Origin of the sequence: Nocardia sp. NRRL S-836 (genome assembly GCF_001279525.1) — a bacterium.
Taxonomy (GTDB): Bacteria; Actinomycetota; Actinomycetes; order Mycobacteriales; family Pseudonocardiaceae; genus Lentzea.
In genome coordinates, this window is record NZ_LGDY01000090.1 from 109,838 (window position 1) to 127,019 (window position 17,182).

The window sequence follows — 17,182 nt, forward strand, 5'->3', positions numbered from 1 at the left end:
CTACTCCGCCTCCTTCGCGGTGGGAGCGGCGGCCAGGGCTTCCGTGTCCTTGGGAAGAGTGGCGACCTTGACCTTGCGCTTGGGCGCGGACTTGGGGACCTGCAGGTCGAGCGGCGGCAGCGGGAAGCCGGAGCCCGCGAGCGGAACGCCGCCCTTGGCCTGCTGCTTCTTGTCGGGCAGCAGGAACGAGATCAGCAGCACGACACCGACGAAGACGCCGAGTGCCACCAGTTTCTGGCCGGTGGAGAGCTCCTTGAGCGCACCGGTGCGGATGACCGCGACGGCCAGGATCCAGACGAGGCTGGTCGGGACCAGGACCTTCCAGCCGAGCTTCATGAACTGGTCGTAGCGCAGGCGGGGCAGCGTGCCGCGCAGCCAGATGAAGATGAACAGGAAGAACAGCGTCTTGACGATGAACCACAGCAGGCCCCACCAGCCGGTGTTCATGAACTCACCGGACCACGGCGCGCGGTAGCCGCCGAGGAAGAGCGTGGTCGCCAGCGCCGAGACGGTCACCATGTTCACGTACTCGGCGAGGAAGAACAGCGCGAACTTCAGCGAGCTGTACTCGGTGTGGAAGCCACCGACCAGCTCGGACTCGGCCTCGGGGAGGTCGAACGGCGCGCGGTTGGTCTCGCCGACCATCGACACCACGTAGATCACGAAGCTCGGGAACAGCAGGATGCCGAACCAGCCCGGGATCGGGGTGCCGAGGATCGTGCTGGCCTGCGCGTTCACGATGTCACCGGTCGACATCGAGCCGGTGAACATGATCACCGCGACGATCGACAGGCCCATCGCGATCTCGTAGGAGATCACCTGCGCGGCCGAGCGCAGCGCACCGAGCAGCGGGTACGGCGAGCCGGAGGCCCAGCCGGACAGCACGATGCCGTAGACGCCGAGCGAGGAGCAGGCCAGCACCACCAGCACGCCGACCGGGAGGTCGACGAGCTGCAGCGCGGTCTGCTGGCCGAACATGTTGACCTCGCCGGCGAGCGGGATCACCGAGAACGCGAGGAACGCGGGGATGCACGAGATCACCGGGGCGAGGAAGAACACCCACTTGTCCGCGAGGACCGGGCGGATGTCCTCCTTGAACGCGAGCTTCAGACCGTCCGCGAGCGACTGCAGCCAGCCGTTCGGGCCGACCCGGTTGGGACCGGGGCGGTGCTGCATCCGCGCGACGACCTTGCGCTCCCAGTTGATCATGAACAGGGTCATGACCACGAGGAAGGCGAAGATCCCGACGACCTTGACCAGCACCAGCCAGATCGGGTCGTCCGCGAGGAGCTTGCCGGTGTCACCGAGCTCCGCCGCGAAGTAGTGCTGCGTCATGACTTCACCCCAAAAGAAGGCCCGCCGCTGACGGAGACGATCGAGCCGTGGCCCGCGCCGAGCGTGGCCCGGACGGTCACGTCACCCGAGTTGGTGGGCAGCCAGATGACGCCCTCGGGCAGGTCGTCGGTCTCGACCGGCAGCGTGATCGCGCCGCGGTCGGTGGAGACCGTGACGTGGCCGCCGGGGGTCAGCCCGAACTGCTGCGCGGTGGTCTCGGCGACCTTCGCCACGACGGGACGGGCGGTGCCGGCCAGGTGCGGCTCGTCGACCTGCAGCGAGCCGTTGCCGATCAGGCGGTGCCAGGTGGCGAGCACGGCCTTGCCGGGGCCGGCCGGGCTCTGCAGCGGCGCGGCGACGTTGAGCGAGGAACCGCTCGACGCGCCCTCGCCCAGGCGGGCCAGGTCGGCGGCAGCGGCGGCCGGGGTCTGCGTGAACAGGTCCGCGTCCATCTCCACCGCGAGGGTGTCGAGCACGCGGCAGTCCGACAGCGCGCCGGTGCCCTCCAGGGTCGTGCCAAACTCGCGGCGGCGGCCCTCCCAGTTGAGGTAGGTGCCGGACTTCTCGACCGCCGGTGCGATCGGGAGCACGACGTCGGCGTGCGCGGTGACCGCGCTCGGCCGCAGCTCCAGGCTCACGACGAAACCGGCTGCCACCAACGCCGCCTCGGCCAGCACGGGGTCCGGCAGGTCGAACGGGTCGACGCCGCCGACCACCAGGCCGGACAGCTCGCCGTTCGCGGCGGCGGTGAGGATCCCGGTGGTGTCGCGGCCGGGCGTCGCGGGCAGCGAGCCCTCCCCGACGCCCCAGGTCCGCTCGACCTCGGTGCGCGCGGCCGCGCTGGTGACGTGACGGCCACCGGGCAGCAGGTTCGGCACGGCGCCGACCGCGAGCGCGCCGCGCTCACCGGCCCGGCGGGGGATCCACGCGACCCGCGCGCCGGTCCGCTCGGCCAGCTTCGCGACCGCGGTGAACGCGCCGGGGATCTCGGCGGCGCGCTCGCCGACGAGGATCACCGCACCGGGCTTGGAGAGCAGCTCGACCACGTCGGAGGCGTGGTCCGGCAACGCGTTCAGCGCGTTCGCCTCGGCACCGGGCACGCACGCGAGCAGCGTGCCGAACGTCTTCTCCACCGCCGGCGTCGTGAACTGGCCGAGGTGGAAGACCTTCGTCGTGCCCCTGCGCGCGGCCTTGCGCAGCCGCAGGAAGACGATCGGGGCCTCCTCCTCGGGCTCGAACGCGACCAGCAACGCGGCCGGCGCGGACTCGATGCCCTGGAAGGTGACGCCGTTGTCCGGGTTGGTGAACACCGTCGTGCCGGACAGGAACTCCAGCTCCTCGGCACTGTGCGGCCGGGCGCGGAAGTCGATGTCGTTGGTGCGCAACGCGATGCGGGCGAACTTCGAGTACGCGTAGGCGTCCTCGACGGTCAGCCGGCCACCGGTCAGCACGCCGACGCCGTTCGCGTCCCGTGCCGCGGCCAGCCCCGCCGCCGCGACCTGCAGCGCCTCGGTCCACGAGGACTCGCGCAGCTCACCGGTCTCGGCGTCGCGGACCATCGGCCGCGTGATGCGGTCATCGGCCGTGGCGTAGCGGAACGCGAACCGGCCCTTGTCGCAGATCCACTCCTCGTTGACCTGCGGGTCGTCGCCGGCGAGCTTGCGCTGCACCTTGCCGCGCCGCCAGTCGGTGCGCTCGGCGCAGCCCGACGAGCAGTGCTCGCAGATGCTCGGCGTCGACACGAGGTCGAACGGGCGGGCGCGGAACCGGTAGGCGGCGCTGGTGAGCGCGCCGACCGGGCAGATCTGGATGGTGTTGCCGGAGAAGTACGACTGGAACGGCTTCTCCGGTGCCGTCCCGATCTGCTGCAGCGCGCCGCGCTCCAGCAGCTCGATGAACGGGTCACCGGCGATCTGCGCGGAGAACCGGGTGCAGCGCTGGCACAGCACGCACCGCTCCCGGTCGAGCAGCACCTGCGTGGAGATGCTGATCGGCTTCGGGAACGTCCGCTTGTGCTCGTGGAAGCGGGAGTCGCTGCGGCCGTGGGCGATCGCCTGGTTCTGCAGCGGGCACTCACCGCCCTTGTCGCAGATCGGGCAGTCCAGCGGGTGGTTGATGAGCAGCAGCTCCATCACACCCTGCTGGGCCTTGTCCGCGACCGGCGAGGTCAGCTGGGTCTTCACGACCATGCCGTCCGCGACCGTCATCGTGCAGGAGGCCTGCGGCTTCGGCATCGGCCGGCCGCCCATCTCGACCTCGACGAGGCACTGGCGGCAGGCGCCCGCGGGCTCCAGCAGCGGGTGGTCGCAGAAGCGCGGGATGACCGTGCCGAGGCGTTCGGCCGTGCGGATCAGCAGCTCGCCCTTGGGCGCCACGACCTCGACGCCGTCGATGACGAGCTTGACGTGACCCTCGGGCACGACGAGCTCGGTTGCGTTGGGCTTGTCAGGCGCGATGGTCATGCGTTCGCTCCAGCCAGGACGCGAGAGTTCTGGTCGCACAGGGCGAGGAACTCGTCCTTGAAGTACTTGATGCCACTGGTGATCGGGCTGACCGCGCCGTCACCGAGCGCGCAGAACGAGCGGCCGAGGATGTTGTCGCAGACGTCGAGCAACGTGTCGATGTCGCTCGCCGTGCCGTTGCCCGCCACCATCCGCTGCAGGATCTGCACGAGCCAGTACGTGCCCTCGCGGCACGGCGTGCACTTGCCGCACGACTCGTGCTTGTAGAACTCCGTCCACTTCATGACGGCCCACGGCACGGACACGGTCTCGTTGAAGATCTGCAACGCGGTCGTGCCGAGCATCGAACCGGCCTCGGCGGCGCCCTCGAAGTCCAGCGGCACGTCGAGGTGCTCCGCGGTGAACAGCGGCGTGGACGAGCCACCCGGCGTCCAGAACTTCAGCGGGATGCCGTCCTTCATGCCGCCGGCCATCTCCAGCAGCTGGCGCAGCGTGGTGCCCATCGGCGCCTCGTACTGGCCGGGGTTCGTGACGTGCCCGGACAGCGAGTAGATCTTCGGACCGGGCGAGCGGTCGCGGCCCATCGCGCGGAACCAGTCGGCGCCACCGTTGACGATGAAGGGAACCGACGCGATGGTCTCGACGTTGTTCACCACGGTGGGCGAGGCGTAGAGACCGGAGGTGGCGGGGAACGGCGGCTTGAGCCGCGGCTGGCCTCGGCGGCCCTCCAGCGAGTCGAGCAGCGCGGTCTCCTCGCCGCAGATGTACGCGCCGGCGCCGGCGTGGACCACCAGGTCCAGGTCGAACCCGCTGCCCAGGATGTCCTTGCCCAGGTAGCCCTTGGCGTACGCCTCGCGCACGGCCGCGTTGAGGCGGCGGATGCAGTGCAGGACCTCGCCGCGGACGTAGATCGCCGCGAAGTTCGCGCGGATCGCGTACGACGTGATGATCACGCCCTCGATCAGCGAGTGCGGGTCCGCCATCATCAGCGGGATGTCCTTGCAGGTGCCCGGCTCGCCCTCGTCGGCGTTGATGACGAGGTAGTGCGGCTTGCCGTCGCCCTGCGGGATGAAGCCCCACTTCATGCCGGTGGGGAACCCCGCGCCGCCGCGGCCGCGCAGTCCGGAGTCCTTGCACTGCTGGATGAGCTGGTCCGGGTGGGCCTTGAGCGCCTTGGGCAGGGCGGTGTAGCCGCCGGTGCGCTCGTAGGTGTCGATCGTCCAGGACTTCGGCTCGGTCCAGCGCTTGGTGAGAACGGGAGTCAGCGGGTCAACCATTTTCGTCCCTACTTCTTTTCCGGCAGGGCGGGGAACTCGGCGTTGGACGGCATCTCCGGCGCGTCCCAGCCGCGTTCCTGGGCGATCTTGGCGCCGCGCAACGTCTCCGCGGCCGCCGACGGGCCGTCGAGGTCGGCGTCGCGCCCCTCGAAGAACCCGGCGAGCTGGAGCTCGGCCTGCTTGAAGTCGGTGAGCGGCGCGCCGCGCGTCGGGGCGGGCTTCTCCCCCGACTGCAACGCCTGCACGAGTCCCAGCGCCTTCTCGGGCGTCTGGTTGTCGTAGAACTCGTAGTTCACCTGCAGGACGGGACCGAGGTCGCACGCGGCGAGGCACTCGGCGTGCTCCAGGGTGATCGAGCCCGGCGTGCCCGGCTCGCCCGCGGTCTCCTCGTGGCCCACGCCCAGGTGGTCCTTGAGGGTCTTGTAGATGGCGTCGCCGCCCAGCGCCGCGCACAGCGTGTTCGTGCACACGCTGACCAGGTGCTCACCGCAGGGACGGCGCTTGTACATCGTGTAGAACGTCGCGACCGCGCTGACCTCGGCCTCGCTCAGGTCGAGCTGCCCGGCGCAGAACCGGATGCCGTCCTGGGAGACGTAGCCCTCGACCGACTGCACCAGGTGCAGCATCGGCAGCAGGGCGCTGCGGGCCTGCGGGTAGCGGGCGATGATCGCCTGCGCGCGGTCCGCGGTCGTCTGGTCGAAGACGACGCTTTCGGGAGCTTGAGTCATCGGTCGCAACCACCCATCACCGGGTCGATCGAGGCGACGGACGCGATCACGTCGGCGACCATGCCGCCCTCGCACATCGCGGGCATCGACTGGAGGTTCACGAAGCTGGGCTCGCGCAGGTGCACGCGCATCGGGCGGGTGCCGCCGTCGGAGACCACGTGGTAGCCGAGCTCGCCGCGCGGCGACTCGACCGGCACGTACACCTGGCCGGCCGGCACCTTGAAGCCCTCGGTCACCAGCTTGAAGTGGTGGATCAGGGACTCCATGGACTGGCCCATGATCTTGCGGACGTGCTCGAGCGAGTTGCCCATGCCGTCGCTGCCGATCGTGAGCTGCGCGGGCCAGGCGATCTTCGCGTCCTCGACCATCACCGGGCCGGTCGGCAGCGTGTCGACGACCTGCTTGATGATCTTGAGCGACTGGTGCATCTCCTCCAGCCGCAGCAGGTACCGCGCGAAGCAGTCCGCCTGGTCCGAGACCGGCACGTCGAACGTGTAGTTCTCGTAGCCGCTGTACGGCTCGATCTTGCGCAGGTCCCAGGCGAGGCCCGCGGACCGCAGGATCGGGCCGGTGATGCCGAGCGCGAGGCACGCGTCGACGGGCAGGTAGCCCACGTTCGCGAGGCGGTTGCGCCAGATCGGCTGGCCGGTGAGCAGCTTGTCGTAGTCGGGAAGGCGCTTGTTCATCAGCTTGATGAAGTCGCGGATCTTCTCGACAGCGCCGTCGGGCAGGTCCTGCGCGAGGCCGCCGGGACGGATGAACGCGTGGTTCATCCGCAGGCCGGTCAGGAACTCCAGCAGGTGCAGGACCTCCTCGCGCTCGCGGAAGCCGGAGGTCATGCCGGTCAGCGCTCCGAGCTCCATGCCGCCGGTGGCGAGCGCGACGAGGTGCGAGCTGATCCGGTTGAGCTCCATCAGCATGACGCGGATCGCCTGCGCCTTGTCCGGCACGGTGACGCCGAGCAGCTTCTCGACGGCCATGCAGTACGCGGCCTCGTGGTGCAGCGGCGCCAGGTAGTCCGTGCGCGTGATGAAGGTGACGCCCTGCACCCAGTTGCGGTACTCGAGGTTCTTCTCGATGCCGGTGTGCAGGTAGCCGATCACGCTGCGGGCGTGGGTGACCGTCTCGCCCTCGAGCTCCAGCACCAGGCGCAGCACGCCGTGCGTCGACGGGTGCTGCGGGCCGAGGTTCATGACGATGCGCTCGTCGTGCACCGCGTCCGCGAGCACCTCGTCCCAGTCGCCGCCGGTCACCGTGTAGACGGTGCCCTCGGTGGTTTTCCGGGAGTCGGCGATCTCCGGGGTGTTCGGGCTGGTGTCGACGTCGTCGGAGCTGTCGCTGCCGGTCGCGCTGGTGTTGGTCCCCGTGGTGAAGTCGGAAAGCCGCTCGGTCATGAGTACGACCGCCTCTGGTCCGGCGGAGGAATCTCCGCGCCCTTGTACTCGACCGGAATGCCGCCCAGCGGGTAGTCCTTGCGCTGCGGGTGGCCGTCCCAGTCGTCCGGCATGAGGATTCGGGTCAGTCCGGGGTGACCGTCGTAGATGATCCCGAACATGTCCCAGGTCTCGCGCTCCTGCCAGTCCGCCGTCGGGTAGACCTCGACGAGGCTCGGCACGTGCGGGTGGTCCACGTCGACGGCGACCTCGAGCCGGATGCGCCGGCGGTAGGTCATCGACGTCAGGTGCGTGACCGAGTGCAGCCGCTGCGGCACGTCGGCGCCGTAGTCGACGCCCGAGACCGAGCTGCACAGCTCGAAGCGCAGCGCCGGGCTGTCGCGGCAGATCCGCGCTACCTCCAGCAGCGTCTCCGGCCGGAGGTAGAAGGTGATCTCGCCGCGGTCGACGCTCACCTGCTGCACCGTGTCGGCGGGCAGGCCCTTGTCGCTGATCGCGGCGAACAGCTCGTCGGCGACCTCGTCGAACCAGCCGCCGTACGGGCGCTCGGACGGAGCGGCCACGTGGGCGGGCAGGCGCAGGCCGCCGAAACCGGACGTGTCACCGGAGCCGGTGACGCCGAACAGGCCCCTGCGCTCCTTGCCGGCGAGGATCGGCGCCTTGGCCTTCGCCTCGTCGCCGTTGGTCTTCTCGAGGTCCGCTCCCGCGCTGTTGTTGACGCTGGAGTGCTCTCCCCCTGGCTCGGTCACTTCTTCCTCGCAAAGCGCTCGGACGACGGGATGAGGTCGGTGCGGTAGCCCGAGTCGGCGAGAGCCTTGGCGCGCACGGCGTTCAGCGGCTCGTCCATGATCTTGGCGTGGATCTTGAGGATCGCGTCCATCAGCATCTCCGGCCGCGGCGGGCAGCCCGGCAGGTACATGTCGACGGGCACGACGTGGTCGACGCCCTGCACCACCGCGTAGTTGTTGAACATGCCGCCACTGCTGGCGCACACGCCCATGGCCAGCACCCAGCGCGGCTCGGGCATCTGGTCGTAGATCTGCCGCAGCACCGGCGCCATCTTGTTGGTGACACGACCCGCGACGATCATCAGGTCCGCCTGGCGCGGTGACGCCCGGAAGACCTCCATGCCGAAGCGGGCGAGGTCGTAGCGCGGACCACCCGTCGTCATCATCTCGATGGCGCAGCAGGCCAGGCCGAAGGTGGCAGGCCAGAGCGAGGACTTGCGGGTCCAGTTGACCAGCTTCTCCACGCTGGCCAGCAGGATGCCGTTCGGGAGCTTCTCCTCGAGACCCATGACTTCCTCAGTTCCAGTCGAGGCCGCCGCGGCGCCACACGTAGACGTACGCGAAGCCGACCGTTGCGACGAACAGGACGATCTCCACCAGCCCGAACAGGCCGAGCTTGTCGGCAGTGACGGCGAACGGGTAGAGGAACACCATTTCGATGTCGAACAAGATGAAGAGCATCGCCGTCAGGTAGTAGGCGACCGGCATGCGGCCGCCACCGATCACCGGCTGCGGGCTCGGCTCGATGCCGCACTCGTACGCGTCGAGCTTCGCCCGGTTGTAGCGGCGGGGTCCGATGTAGGGCGCTGCGGTCACCGAGAAGAGCGCGAACGCCCCGGCGAGCGCGAACATCAATACGAGGGGGAGGTAAGGGTCCAGCACTCTCCGTCGTCCTTTCCTCGCGTGTCGAGGCGCACCCTAAGGGGGTACTTCTGCAACCCGTTTGTTAGGCGGACCTAACAAACGCTTGTGAAACAGTTCACAAGCATGATCACACTGTTGTGAAGTGATTCACAAGCTCGACCGCCAGTGTAGAACGCCTGTAAATGACCTACGTCACAGGGTCTGACCAGGGGCTTTAACTTTACCGACACATACGAAACGACACCGGCTCGTATTGAGCCGGTGTCGTCACCTATTCGGAGTAATTCAGGCGGTCGGCGCGAGCTTCGTGGCGGCCACGATCAGCCGGTCCATTGCGTCGCCGTCCTTGGGGTCGTAGAGGCCCGCGAGCAGCTTGAGCACGAGTTTCATCAGGCGCTTTCGCGGCATTCCGTACTTCGTTGCGGTCCGCATGACCGCCGGGTTGCCGATGAGCTTCGAGAAGACGTTCCCGAGCCGGTAGTAGCTGCCGAGCGCCTCTTCGATCCGCACCGGGTAGCCGTGCAGCGCCCGTTCACGGTTGACGCCCGTGCGCGCGAGGGCCTGCACGATCGACTCGGACGCGATCTTCGCCGACTCCATGGCGTAGCCGATGCCCTCGCCGTTGAACGGGTTGACCATGCCACCGGCGTCGCCGACGAGCACGAGCCCGGCCCGGTAGTGCGGCTTGCGGTTGAGCCCCATGGGCAACGCGGCGCCACCGATGCGGCTGGTCGCGTTCTCCTCGCGGAAGCCCCACTCCTCCGGCGTGCCGTCGAGCCAGGACCGCAGCAGCTGCCGGTAGTCCGTGGTGCCGTAGGCCTTCGACGTGCTGAGGATGCCCAGGCCGACGTTGACGCTGCCGTCGCCCATGCCGAAGATCCAGCCGTAGCCCGGCAGCAGCTGCCCGTCCGGCGCCCACAGCTCCAGGTGCGACTCCAGGTAGTCGTCCTTGGTGCGCGGGCTCGCGTAGTACCGGCGCACCGCGACACCCATCGGCTTGTCGTCGTCCTTCTGCAGGCCGACGCTGAGGGCCAGCCGCGCTGACACACCGTCACACCCGACGACGATCGGCGCCCGGTAGGTGACCGGGTTCTTCTCCGGCCCCTGCTTCGCCTCGACCCCGACGACCCGCCCGTTCTCGACGATGGCCTTGGTGACCGTGGTGTTCTCGTGCATGCGCGCGCCGGCCGCCTTCGCCGCGTTCGCGAGCATCTCGTCGAAGTCCAGCCGCGGCCGCACGACACCGTAGTTGGGGAACGTGGCCAGCTCCGGCCAGTCCAGCTCCATCGTGACGCCGCCGCCGACGACCCGCAGCCCCTTGTTGTGCAGCCAGCCGTTCTCCTCGCGCGTGTCGATGCCGAGGTCGATCAGCTGCTTCACACCGCGCGGCGTCAGCCCGTCACCGCAGACCTTCTCGCGCGGGAACGAGCTCTTCTCCAGCAGCAGCACGTCGAGGCCCGCGCGGGCCAGGTAGGTCGCCGCGGTCGAGCCCGCCGGTCCCGCCCCCACCACGATGACGTCGGCGTCCTCGTTGATCCCGCGCCTGCTCATCCAGACTCCCTCGTGTGCCGTGACTCTCTCGCGAGCCTAACCGGCGTCCGCTGAGAGCAGCGCTGCCAGCCGCTTCCTCAGCTGAGGTGCGTGGTGGTCACCGCGTTCTTCGAGGAGCACGAGCGCTTCGCGCCAGCGGGCGATCGCCTGCTCGACATCACCCGTGAACCTGAGTGAGTCGCCGAACTCTTTCAGCAGCAGAGCTTGGATCCTCGGTGCTTCGTGCTCACTCTCGGCCGCCAACGCACCGTCACACGGCTCTACTGCTTTTGCGCCTTTCCCAACCATCTTCCTGGCGCCCGCCATCGGGCGGGCCTCAGCACCGCTGTCATCGGAGTGCTCCGGCAGTGCGCGGCTGGACTCCGCGTGCTGCCCCGCTTCTCGGTGGTCTCCGAGTCCGGCGTGGACCCCGCTCAGGCAGAAGTCGATGAGGCTCGGCAGATACCCCTCCCAGCCGGTGATCAGCAGTCGCGCAGCCTCCAGGTGCCCACGGGCCTCGTTCAGCCCGTCCCGCTGCAGGCTGCCCCACCCGAGTTGGCACAGCACCTTGGCCTGCATCAGCGGGTCTCGCAGCTCACGGGCGATTTTCAGCGCGAGGTCGAAGACGTTGACCGACCGGTCCCACCACTTGGTCCACCGGTACAGCTGACCGAGGCGCTGCAGCAACCAGCACTCGGTCTGCCGGTCTCCGAGGGCACGGGCCGCGGCAAGGCCTCGCAGGCACATCTCCCGTGCGCCGTCCCTGTGCCCTGCCATCGCCAGCAAGCCGGTGGAGATGTCCCCCATCATCACGGTGGCCACGTGGTAGCCGTGGTGCGCCGCTGCACGGACAGCGGCGATCGCGTTCACGGACTCGGCTGTGGCCCATGTCCACGCATCCGTCGCCTTGGCGAAGATGAGCTCCGGCTCAGCTCCGGTGACCAGGCTGAAGCGCTCGTGGTAGACCGTCAGACCGGGGTGGAGCACGCGGTACGCACTCCTGGCGTGGTGGGCGTACCACTCGATCAGCCGGCGGCGCGCCTCTTCCCGGTCGTTGTCGTGCTCGGCGAGGTCTGCCGCATATGCGCGCAACAGGTCGTGGCAGGTGTAGCGCCCATGGTCAGCGACCTCGATCAGGTGCTGGTCGGCCAGATCTGCCAGCAGTCGTCGCGCGTCCGAAAGCTTCGCACCGCAAACGGCGGCGGCCGCGTGCGCACCGATCTCCGGCGCCGGGTGCAGCCCGAGCCTGCGGAACATCAGCTGCTGATCGGGCGGGAGCTTGCCGTACGACCACTCGAACACCGTCCGCACCTTGCTGTCCTCGTCCGCGGGAATGCTCAGCGCGTCCCACCGGTGGTGTTCGGCGGCAAGCTCGCCCACCAGCTCGGTGATCGTCAGGTCGGGATGCGTCGCGATCCGCCCGGCCGCCACTTTGATCGCCAGCGGGAGCCTCGCGCACGCCCGGACCAGCTCCGCCAGAACCTCGGGTTCGGGCTGTTGGTCGAGCATGGCGACGACCAGTCCCTCCGCTTCGCGCTCGTCGAACAACGGAAGCTGAATCCGGAGAGCACCGTCATTGGCTTGCAGCCCTTTCAGGTCCGCACGGCTGGTCACCACCACGCGACTCGGCCCGTTCAGGAGCAGCGGGCGCACCTGCGTGACATCGGTGACGTTGTCCAGCACGACCAGTACGCGCCGCCCGGCCAGCTCCGACCGGTACAGAGCGGCTCTGTCGACCTCGCTGGGAAGGATTCGCTCCGGATGGACGCCGAGCGCGCCGAGGAAGCTCGCCAGCAGGTCGTCCGGCGTCGGTGGCGTGCCGGGACCATAACCACGCAGGTTCGCGTACAGCGTGCCGTCCGGAAAGTGCTCCTGGACCTGCTGAGCCCACCTGACGACCAGCGCCGTCTTGCCGACGCCGGCCGTACCGACCACTGCGGCGACCGTCGGGGCCCCGTCGTTCAGCAGCCCTCCCAGAGCCGCGAGGTACTCGGACCTGCCGATGAAGCCAGGTGGGGCGTACGGCAGCTGCCTCGGCACCAACAGCGATGCCCCAGAATTGATCGACACTTGGCCGATCTGGTCGGCCTGCACGGCGCTGCCGTGAACCGTATCGATCTCGCTACGCGTGCACCGACTGCAGCTCATCCGGCAGAGTGTGCCGGAGGATTTCGTTCGGTTCCAACTATTCTGCCTGATCAGGACTGCTCGACGGCTCCGGTTTCGTCGCGCGGTGCAGGGCGACCATGCCGCCGGTCAGGTTGAACCAGGCGACGTCCTCCCAGCCGGCCTTCGCGATCAGCTCGGCGAGCGTGCGCTGGTCCGGCCACGCCGCCATCGACTCCGACAGGTAGGAGTAGGCGGCCGGGTTCGAGGACACGAAGCGCGCCACCAGCGGCAGCAGCTTCAGCAGGTAGCGCATGTAGACGAAGCGGAACGGCTTCCACACCGGGGTGGAGACCTCGCAGATCACCATGCGGCCGCCGGGCTTGGTGACGCGGGCCATCTCCCGCAGGGCGACGACGGTGTCGTTGAAGTTCCGGATGCCGAACGACACCGTCACGGCGTCGAAGGAGTTGTCGCGGAACGGCAGGCGCAGGGCGTCGGCGGCGACCTTGGGGACGCGGCGGTGGGCGCCGGAGGCGAGCATGCCGACGGAGAAGTCCGCGGCCACGCACCAGGCGCCGGAGGCGGCGTACTCGACTGTGGACACGGCGGTGCCCGCGGCGAGGTCGAGGACCCTCTCGCCGGGGCGGGCGTCGAGCACGCGCCGGCTCCACTCCCGCCAGCGGCGGTCGAAGCCCAGCGTCATGACCGAGTTCGTGCGGTCGTAGCCCTTGGCCACGCCGTCGAACATCTCGGCGACCTCGCGGGGGTTCTTGTCCAAACCTGCTCGCGACATGCCTTGAAGACTAGGTCAGTGCCGCTGAGAGGCCCACTAGGGCACCCGCAGAGCGGTCAGCATGCCGTCCACGGCCGCCTGCCACGGGTACTCCTCGGCACGGGCGCGGGCGGCCTCGCGCGAGCCGGAGGCGAGCAGCCGTTCGGCGGCGGTGGCGAAGGCGTGGGCGTGGTCGTCGACGGCGGCGCCGCACGACGGCTGGACGATCTCCTTCAGCGCGCTGCTCTGGCTCACCACGACCGGCGTGCCGCTCGCGAGCGCCTCCAGTGCCGCGAGCCCGAACGTCTCGTGCGGGCCGGGCGCCAGCGACAGGTCGGCCGACGCCAGCAGCGAGGCGACGTCCATCCGCGACTTCACGAAGCCGAGGAACGTCACCGGCAGGCCGGCCGCGCGCTTCTCCAAAGAGGACCTGCGCGGGCCGTCGCCGGCGATCACGAGGTGCGCGGAGTGACCCTGCTCGTGCAGCTCGGCCAGCGTGTCGACGGAGCGTTCCACGTGCTTCTCCGGCGACAACCGGCCACAGTGGACCAGCAGGTTCTCCTTGCCGCGCAACAGGTCTCGCCGCAGGTCCGCCGAGTGCCGCGACGGGCTGAACGTCGCGAGGTCGACACCGAGCGGCACCTGGGTGACGTTGCGGGCGCCGATCCGGTCGAACTCCTCGCGCGCGAACCCGGTCGTGCAGACGACCGTGTCGTACGAGTTCGCCATGCGGCGGTTCGCCCAGTCGGCGCCCCTGACCGCGGGCGACTCGGGCAGCACGAACCGCAGCAGCCGGTCGAGGCGTTCGTGGGAGATCACGACGCTCGGGATGCCCCGTTCGCCGGCCCACGCGCCCATGCCGCGCAGCGTCAGCCGGTCGGAGACCTCCAGCCGGTCGGGCTTGACCTTCTCCATCAACGCCTTGACCCGCCACGGGTCCACGACGCGGTAGCCGCCGGTGTACGGGATCTTGACGGCGGGCATGGTGATGCGCCGCACGCCGTTCTCCAGCACCTCGTCGGCCCGGTGGTCGCCCGGCACGACGAGGACGACCTCGTGGCCCGACTGCACGTAGCCGGCGCCGAGGTGGTGCAGTGCCGTGCGGAGTCCGCCCGACCGTGGTCCGTAGAAGTTGGCTAGCTGAACGATCCTCAAGCGGCCGCCTGGTGAGTGAGTCCGATGACCGCAGCGTAGTGGCCCAGCAGCTCGTCGCAGATCGCAGGCCAGGTGCGGGTGAGCACCGACTTGCGCGCGGCGAGGCCGAACCTCTTGCGCAGCAGCGGGTCGCGCAGCAGTTCGACGTACCGCGCGATGTCGTCGGAGAACAGGTACCCGGTCCGGCCGTGCGCAACCAGGTCGCGCGGGCCGCCCGCGTTCGGGGCGAGGACCGGCAGACCGGTGGCGAGCGCCTCCTGGACGGCCTGGCAGAAGGTCTCGTGCGGTCCTGTGTGCACGAAGACGTCCAACGACGCGTATGCCTCGGCCAGCGCGGCACCGGTGCGGAAGCCGAGGAACTCCGCGTTCGGCAGGTCCTTCTCCAGCTGCTCGCGGTCCGGCCCGTCGCCGACGACGCGCAGCTTCACGCCGGGCATGTCGTGGATCTCCTTGAGCCGGTGGACCTGCTTCTCCGGCGCGAGACGGCCGACGTACCCCACGGTGAGCTGGTCGTTCTGCCGCTGGCGCGGGTGGAACAGCTCGATGTCGACGCCGCGGCCCCAGCGGTGCACGCGCGGCACGCCGTGCTCCTCCAGCGCCTCGACCGCGGAGCTGGACGGGGCGAGCGTGCGGTCGGCGAGCGTGTGCAGGCGCTTGGTCCACCGCCACGCGGCGCGCTTGGTGAGGCCGAGGCCGTAGCTGCCGGCGAACCCGGCGACGTCGGTCTGGTAGACGGCGACGGTCGGCACGTCGAGCTTGCGCGCGGCTCTGAGCCCGTACGCGCCCAGCACGAACGGCGACGCGAGGTGCACCACGTCCGGCTGGAAGTCGGCCACGGCGTGGAGCACCTTCGGGCTGGGCACGCCGATCGGGAGGCTCGTCACGATCGGCACGTCGACGGCGGGGACTCTCATGACGGGCGTGCCGTGGATGGAGTCCTCACCGGCGCCGGGGGCGACCACCATGGCCTCGTGGCCTCTGCGGCGCAAGTGCTCCAGGACGCGGAGCACGGAGTTGGTCACCCCGTTCACCTGGGGCAGGAAGCTCTCGGTCACGATCGCTACGCGCACAGAACCTACCTTGTAGTGCTGGTGTGAAGTCCGCGTGACGCGAAATTTGACGCGGTCAGAACACCTCACGTCGTGGCCAGGTGATCGTCGTTTGGTCATCTGACGGTCGTGTTCCGGTCATCCGACGCGGTGAGACTAAGCCAGCATGACCGTCTTGTCGTCCCGTCCCGCGCATCCAGTCGACCCCGGACTGGTGTCGATAGCGCTGGAAGTGGCCGGTCGCCTCGCGAACGACGCCTCGGACGTCATCATGGCCACAGCCGGCCGCGGCGTGCGTCCCGACTCCGACGAGTCGCCGTTCGACTGGGTCACCGACACCGACCGCACTCTCGAACGCCACACCCGACGCGTGCTCACCGCTGAGTTCCCGTCCATTCCGGTCTTCTGTGAAAACTCCGACGTCGACGTCCCCGGCGACTCGGAGTTCCGCTGGGTGGTCGACCCGGTCGACGGCACCGCCAACTACACGGCCGGCATGCCCTGGTGCGCCTACAGCCTGGCGCTCGTGGACAGGTGGGGCCCGGTAGTCGGTGTGGTCGCCGATCCGTACCGGGCGCAAATCTACGCTGCCGCCCGAGGCCGCGGCATGCGTGCCAACGGCACGCCCGTGCGCCTCTCCGAACGCCAGGGCGACTCGCTGGTCGTGTGCACCGAGATGACCCGCACGGGCCCGTGGGCGGGCATGGGCGAGTTCATCTCCACGGCGGCGACAGCGGGCACGGGCGTGCGCGTGCTGGGCTCGAAGTGCCTGGCCGTGGCCCAGGTGGCACTCGGCCATGTCGCCGCCGCCGTGCTGCACGGCTACCACGAGTGGGACGTCGCCGGCGCCGTGTCGCTCGCCGTCGAGTCCGGCGCCGTCGTACTGGACCGCCGCGGCGAGGGCGCCCAGCTGCCGGCGGACGGCCTGCTCGTGGCAGCACCGGACGCCGCGGACGAGGTCCTCGGCTGGTGGCAGTCGGCGTTGAACGGTCAACTGAGCTGAGGCAACTGCCGCTCGAGGACCTCGAGGTGCGTGCGCGCCTCGTCGAGCTCCGGGTGGTCGAACATCTGCAGCGCGACCCGCCCCACCTCGTTCTCGAACTGGTGGAAGTCGTGCGCGGCCCGCAGCAGCCGCTGGTAGACGGGGTGCTGCCGGTCGACCGCGCCCAGCGCCCTGCCGAGCTGCGCGATGCCGCGGACGTCGTCGAGCTCCTTGGCCAGCTGCCCGCTGATCCGCTGCAGCCACTCCTTGGCCGGCGAGTTCGGCACGGTCTGCACCGCCGCGGCGACCCTGCGCGTGCTCTCCGCGCACCGTTCGACCAGCTCGGACCACATGTCGTAGGGCCGCTGCGGGATCGGCGGGTGAACCGGGAGGTAGGGCCTCGGCACCTTCGGCCGCATCGAGTGGCGGAGAGCGCCGACGCCGGTACCGATCACCGCGCCGGGCAGCGCGCCGAAGAGGCACGCGAAGATCAGGATCGCTACCGCGCGGACGAGGAACGACGGCGAGGACTCGGACGGGATCGCCACGTCGATGATCGTGACGAAGGCGCCGACGAGCAGGGTGCCGATGGCGGCACCCCAGAGCGCTGAACGGATCACGACCCCCATGACCGGTGATCGTGCCACGTTCGGGGCGCGTTCGTCGGCCGTCTGGAGTCACGGGTCGCGCATCATCGGTGCTATAGTTCTTCTTGTCGGTTCCAGTAGGAGCCGGAA

At 69.4% G+C, this 17,182-nt stretch carries 15 protein-coding genes; 1 reads left to right on the plus strand and 14 read right to left on the minus strand.

The window, feature by feature from the left end:
* The 13 genes from nuoH to ADL03_RS10730 all read right to left on the minus strand — a co-directional run bounded on the left by nuoH (position 1) and on the right by ADL03_RS10730 (position 15,484).
* Complete coding sequence (nuoH, locus tag ADL03_RS10670) at positions 1–1,335, minus strand: NADH-quinone oxidoreductase subunit NuoH (RefSeq protein WP_053733213.1); 1,335 nt, start codon at positions 1,333–1,335, stop codon at positions 1–3.
* A complete protein-coding gene (locus tag ADL03_RS10675) occupies positions 1,332–3,797 on the minus strand; it encodes an NADH-quinone oxidoreductase subunit G (protein WP_053733214.1) in 2,466 nt (821 codons plus the stop codon). Before ADL03_RS10675 ends, nuoH begins: the two co-directional genes overlap by 4 nt.
* On the minus strand, positions 3,794–5,074 hold the full coding sequence (gene nuoF, locus ADL03_RS10680; protein WP_053733215.1) for an NADH-quinone oxidoreductase subunit NuoF: 1,281 nt from the start codon (positions 5,072–5,074) through the stop codon (positions 3,794–3,796). Before nuoF ends, ADL03_RS10675 begins: the two co-directional genes overlap by 4 nt.
* Positions 5,075–5,082: 8 nt before the next feature.
* The gene (nuoE, locus tag ADL03_RS10685) at positions 5,083–5,802 is read right to left on the minus strand and encodes an NADH-quinone oxidoreductase subunit NuoE (RefSeq protein ID WP_053733216.1); all 720 of its coding nucleotides are present in this window, start codon (positions 5,800–5,802) and stop codon (positions 5,083–5,085) included.
* Positions 5,799–7,196: an NADH-quinone oxidoreductase subunit D gene (locus ADL03_RS10690; protein WP_053733217.1), complete on the minus strand. Its 1,398-nt coding sequence runs from the start codon at positions 7,194–7,196 to the stop codon at positions 5,799–5,801. Before ADL03_RS10690 ends, nuoE begins: the two co-directional genes overlap by 4 nt.
* Entirely contained in the window at positions 7,193–7,945 is a 753-nt protein-coding gene (locus ADL03_RS10695) for an NADH-quinone oxidoreductase subunit C (RefSeq protein WP_053733218.1), read from the minus strand. The genes ADL03_RS10690 and ADL03_RS10695 overlap by 4 nt, the downstream gene beginning before the upstream one ends.
* A complete protein-coding gene (locus ADL03_RS10700; protein WP_053733219.1) occupies positions 7,942–8,493 on the minus strand; it encodes an NADH-quinone oxidoreductase subunit B family protein in 552 nt (183 codons plus the stop codon). The genes ADL03_RS10695 and ADL03_RS10700 overlap by 4 nt, the downstream gene beginning before the upstream one ends.
* A gap of 7 nt (positions 8,494–8,500) precedes the next feature.
* Complete coding sequence (locus ADL03_RS10705; protein WP_197288249.1) at positions 8,501–8,863, minus strand: NADH-quinone oxidoreductase subunit A; 363 nt, start codon at positions 8,861–8,863, stop codon at positions 8,501–8,503.
* A gap of 270 nt (positions 8,864–9,133) precedes the next feature.
* On the minus strand, positions 9,134–10,399 hold the full coding sequence (locus ADL03_RS10710) for a geranylgeranyl reductase family protein (RefSeq protein ID WP_053733221.1): 1,266 nt from the start codon (positions 10,397–10,399) through the stop codon (positions 9,134–9,136).
* A gap of 36 nt (positions 10,400–10,435) precedes the next feature.
* Entirely contained in the window at positions 10,436–12,418 is a 1,983-nt protein-coding gene (locus tag ADL03_RS10715; protein WP_053733222.1) for an AAA family ATPase, read from the minus strand.
* A gap of 145 nt (positions 12,419–12,563) precedes the next feature.
* Positions 12,564–13,280, minus strand: a complete 717-nt coding sequence (locus ADL03_RS10720) for a demethylmenaquinone methyltransferase (RefSeq protein ID WP_053733223.1) — start codon at positions 13,278–13,280, stop codon at positions 12,564–12,566.
* Positions 13,281–13,316: 36 nt separating this feature from the next.
* Positions 13,317–14,414 carry a glycosyltransferase gene (locus tag ADL03_RS10725; RefSeq protein WP_053733224.1) on the minus strand — a complete coding sequence of 366 codons (1,098 nt, stop codon included), beginning with the start codon at positions 14,412–14,414 and terminating at the stop codon, positions 13,317–13,319.
* Positions 14,411–15,484, minus strand: coding sequence for a glycosyltransferase family 1 protein (locus ADL03_RS10730; protein ID WP_053733225.1), 1,074 nt, complete (start codon positions 15,482–15,484; stop codon positions 14,411–14,413). The genes ADL03_RS10725 and ADL03_RS10730 overlap by 4 nt, the downstream gene beginning before the upstream one ends.
* A 145-nt stretch (positions 15,485–15,629) precedes the next feature.
* Here ADL03_RS10730 and ADL03_RS10735 point away from each other — a divergent pair, with 145 nt between their 5' ends.
* Positions 15,630–16,466, plus strand: a complete 837-nt coding sequence (locus ADL03_RS10735) for an inositol monophosphatase (protein ID WP_053733226.1) — start codon at positions 15,630–15,632, stop codon at positions 16,464–16,466.
* Here the strand turns inward: ADL03_RS10735 and ADL03_RS10740 are convergent.
* On the minus strand, positions 16,454–17,074 hold the full coding sequence (locus tag ADL03_RS10740; protein ID WP_053733227.1) for a hypothetical protein: 621 nt from the start codon (positions 17,072–17,074) through the stop codon (positions 16,454–16,456). The two genes, ADL03_RS10735 and ADL03_RS10740, sit on opposite strands and share 13 nt — an antisense overlap.
* Positions 17,075–17,182 lie beyond the last annotated feature (108 nt).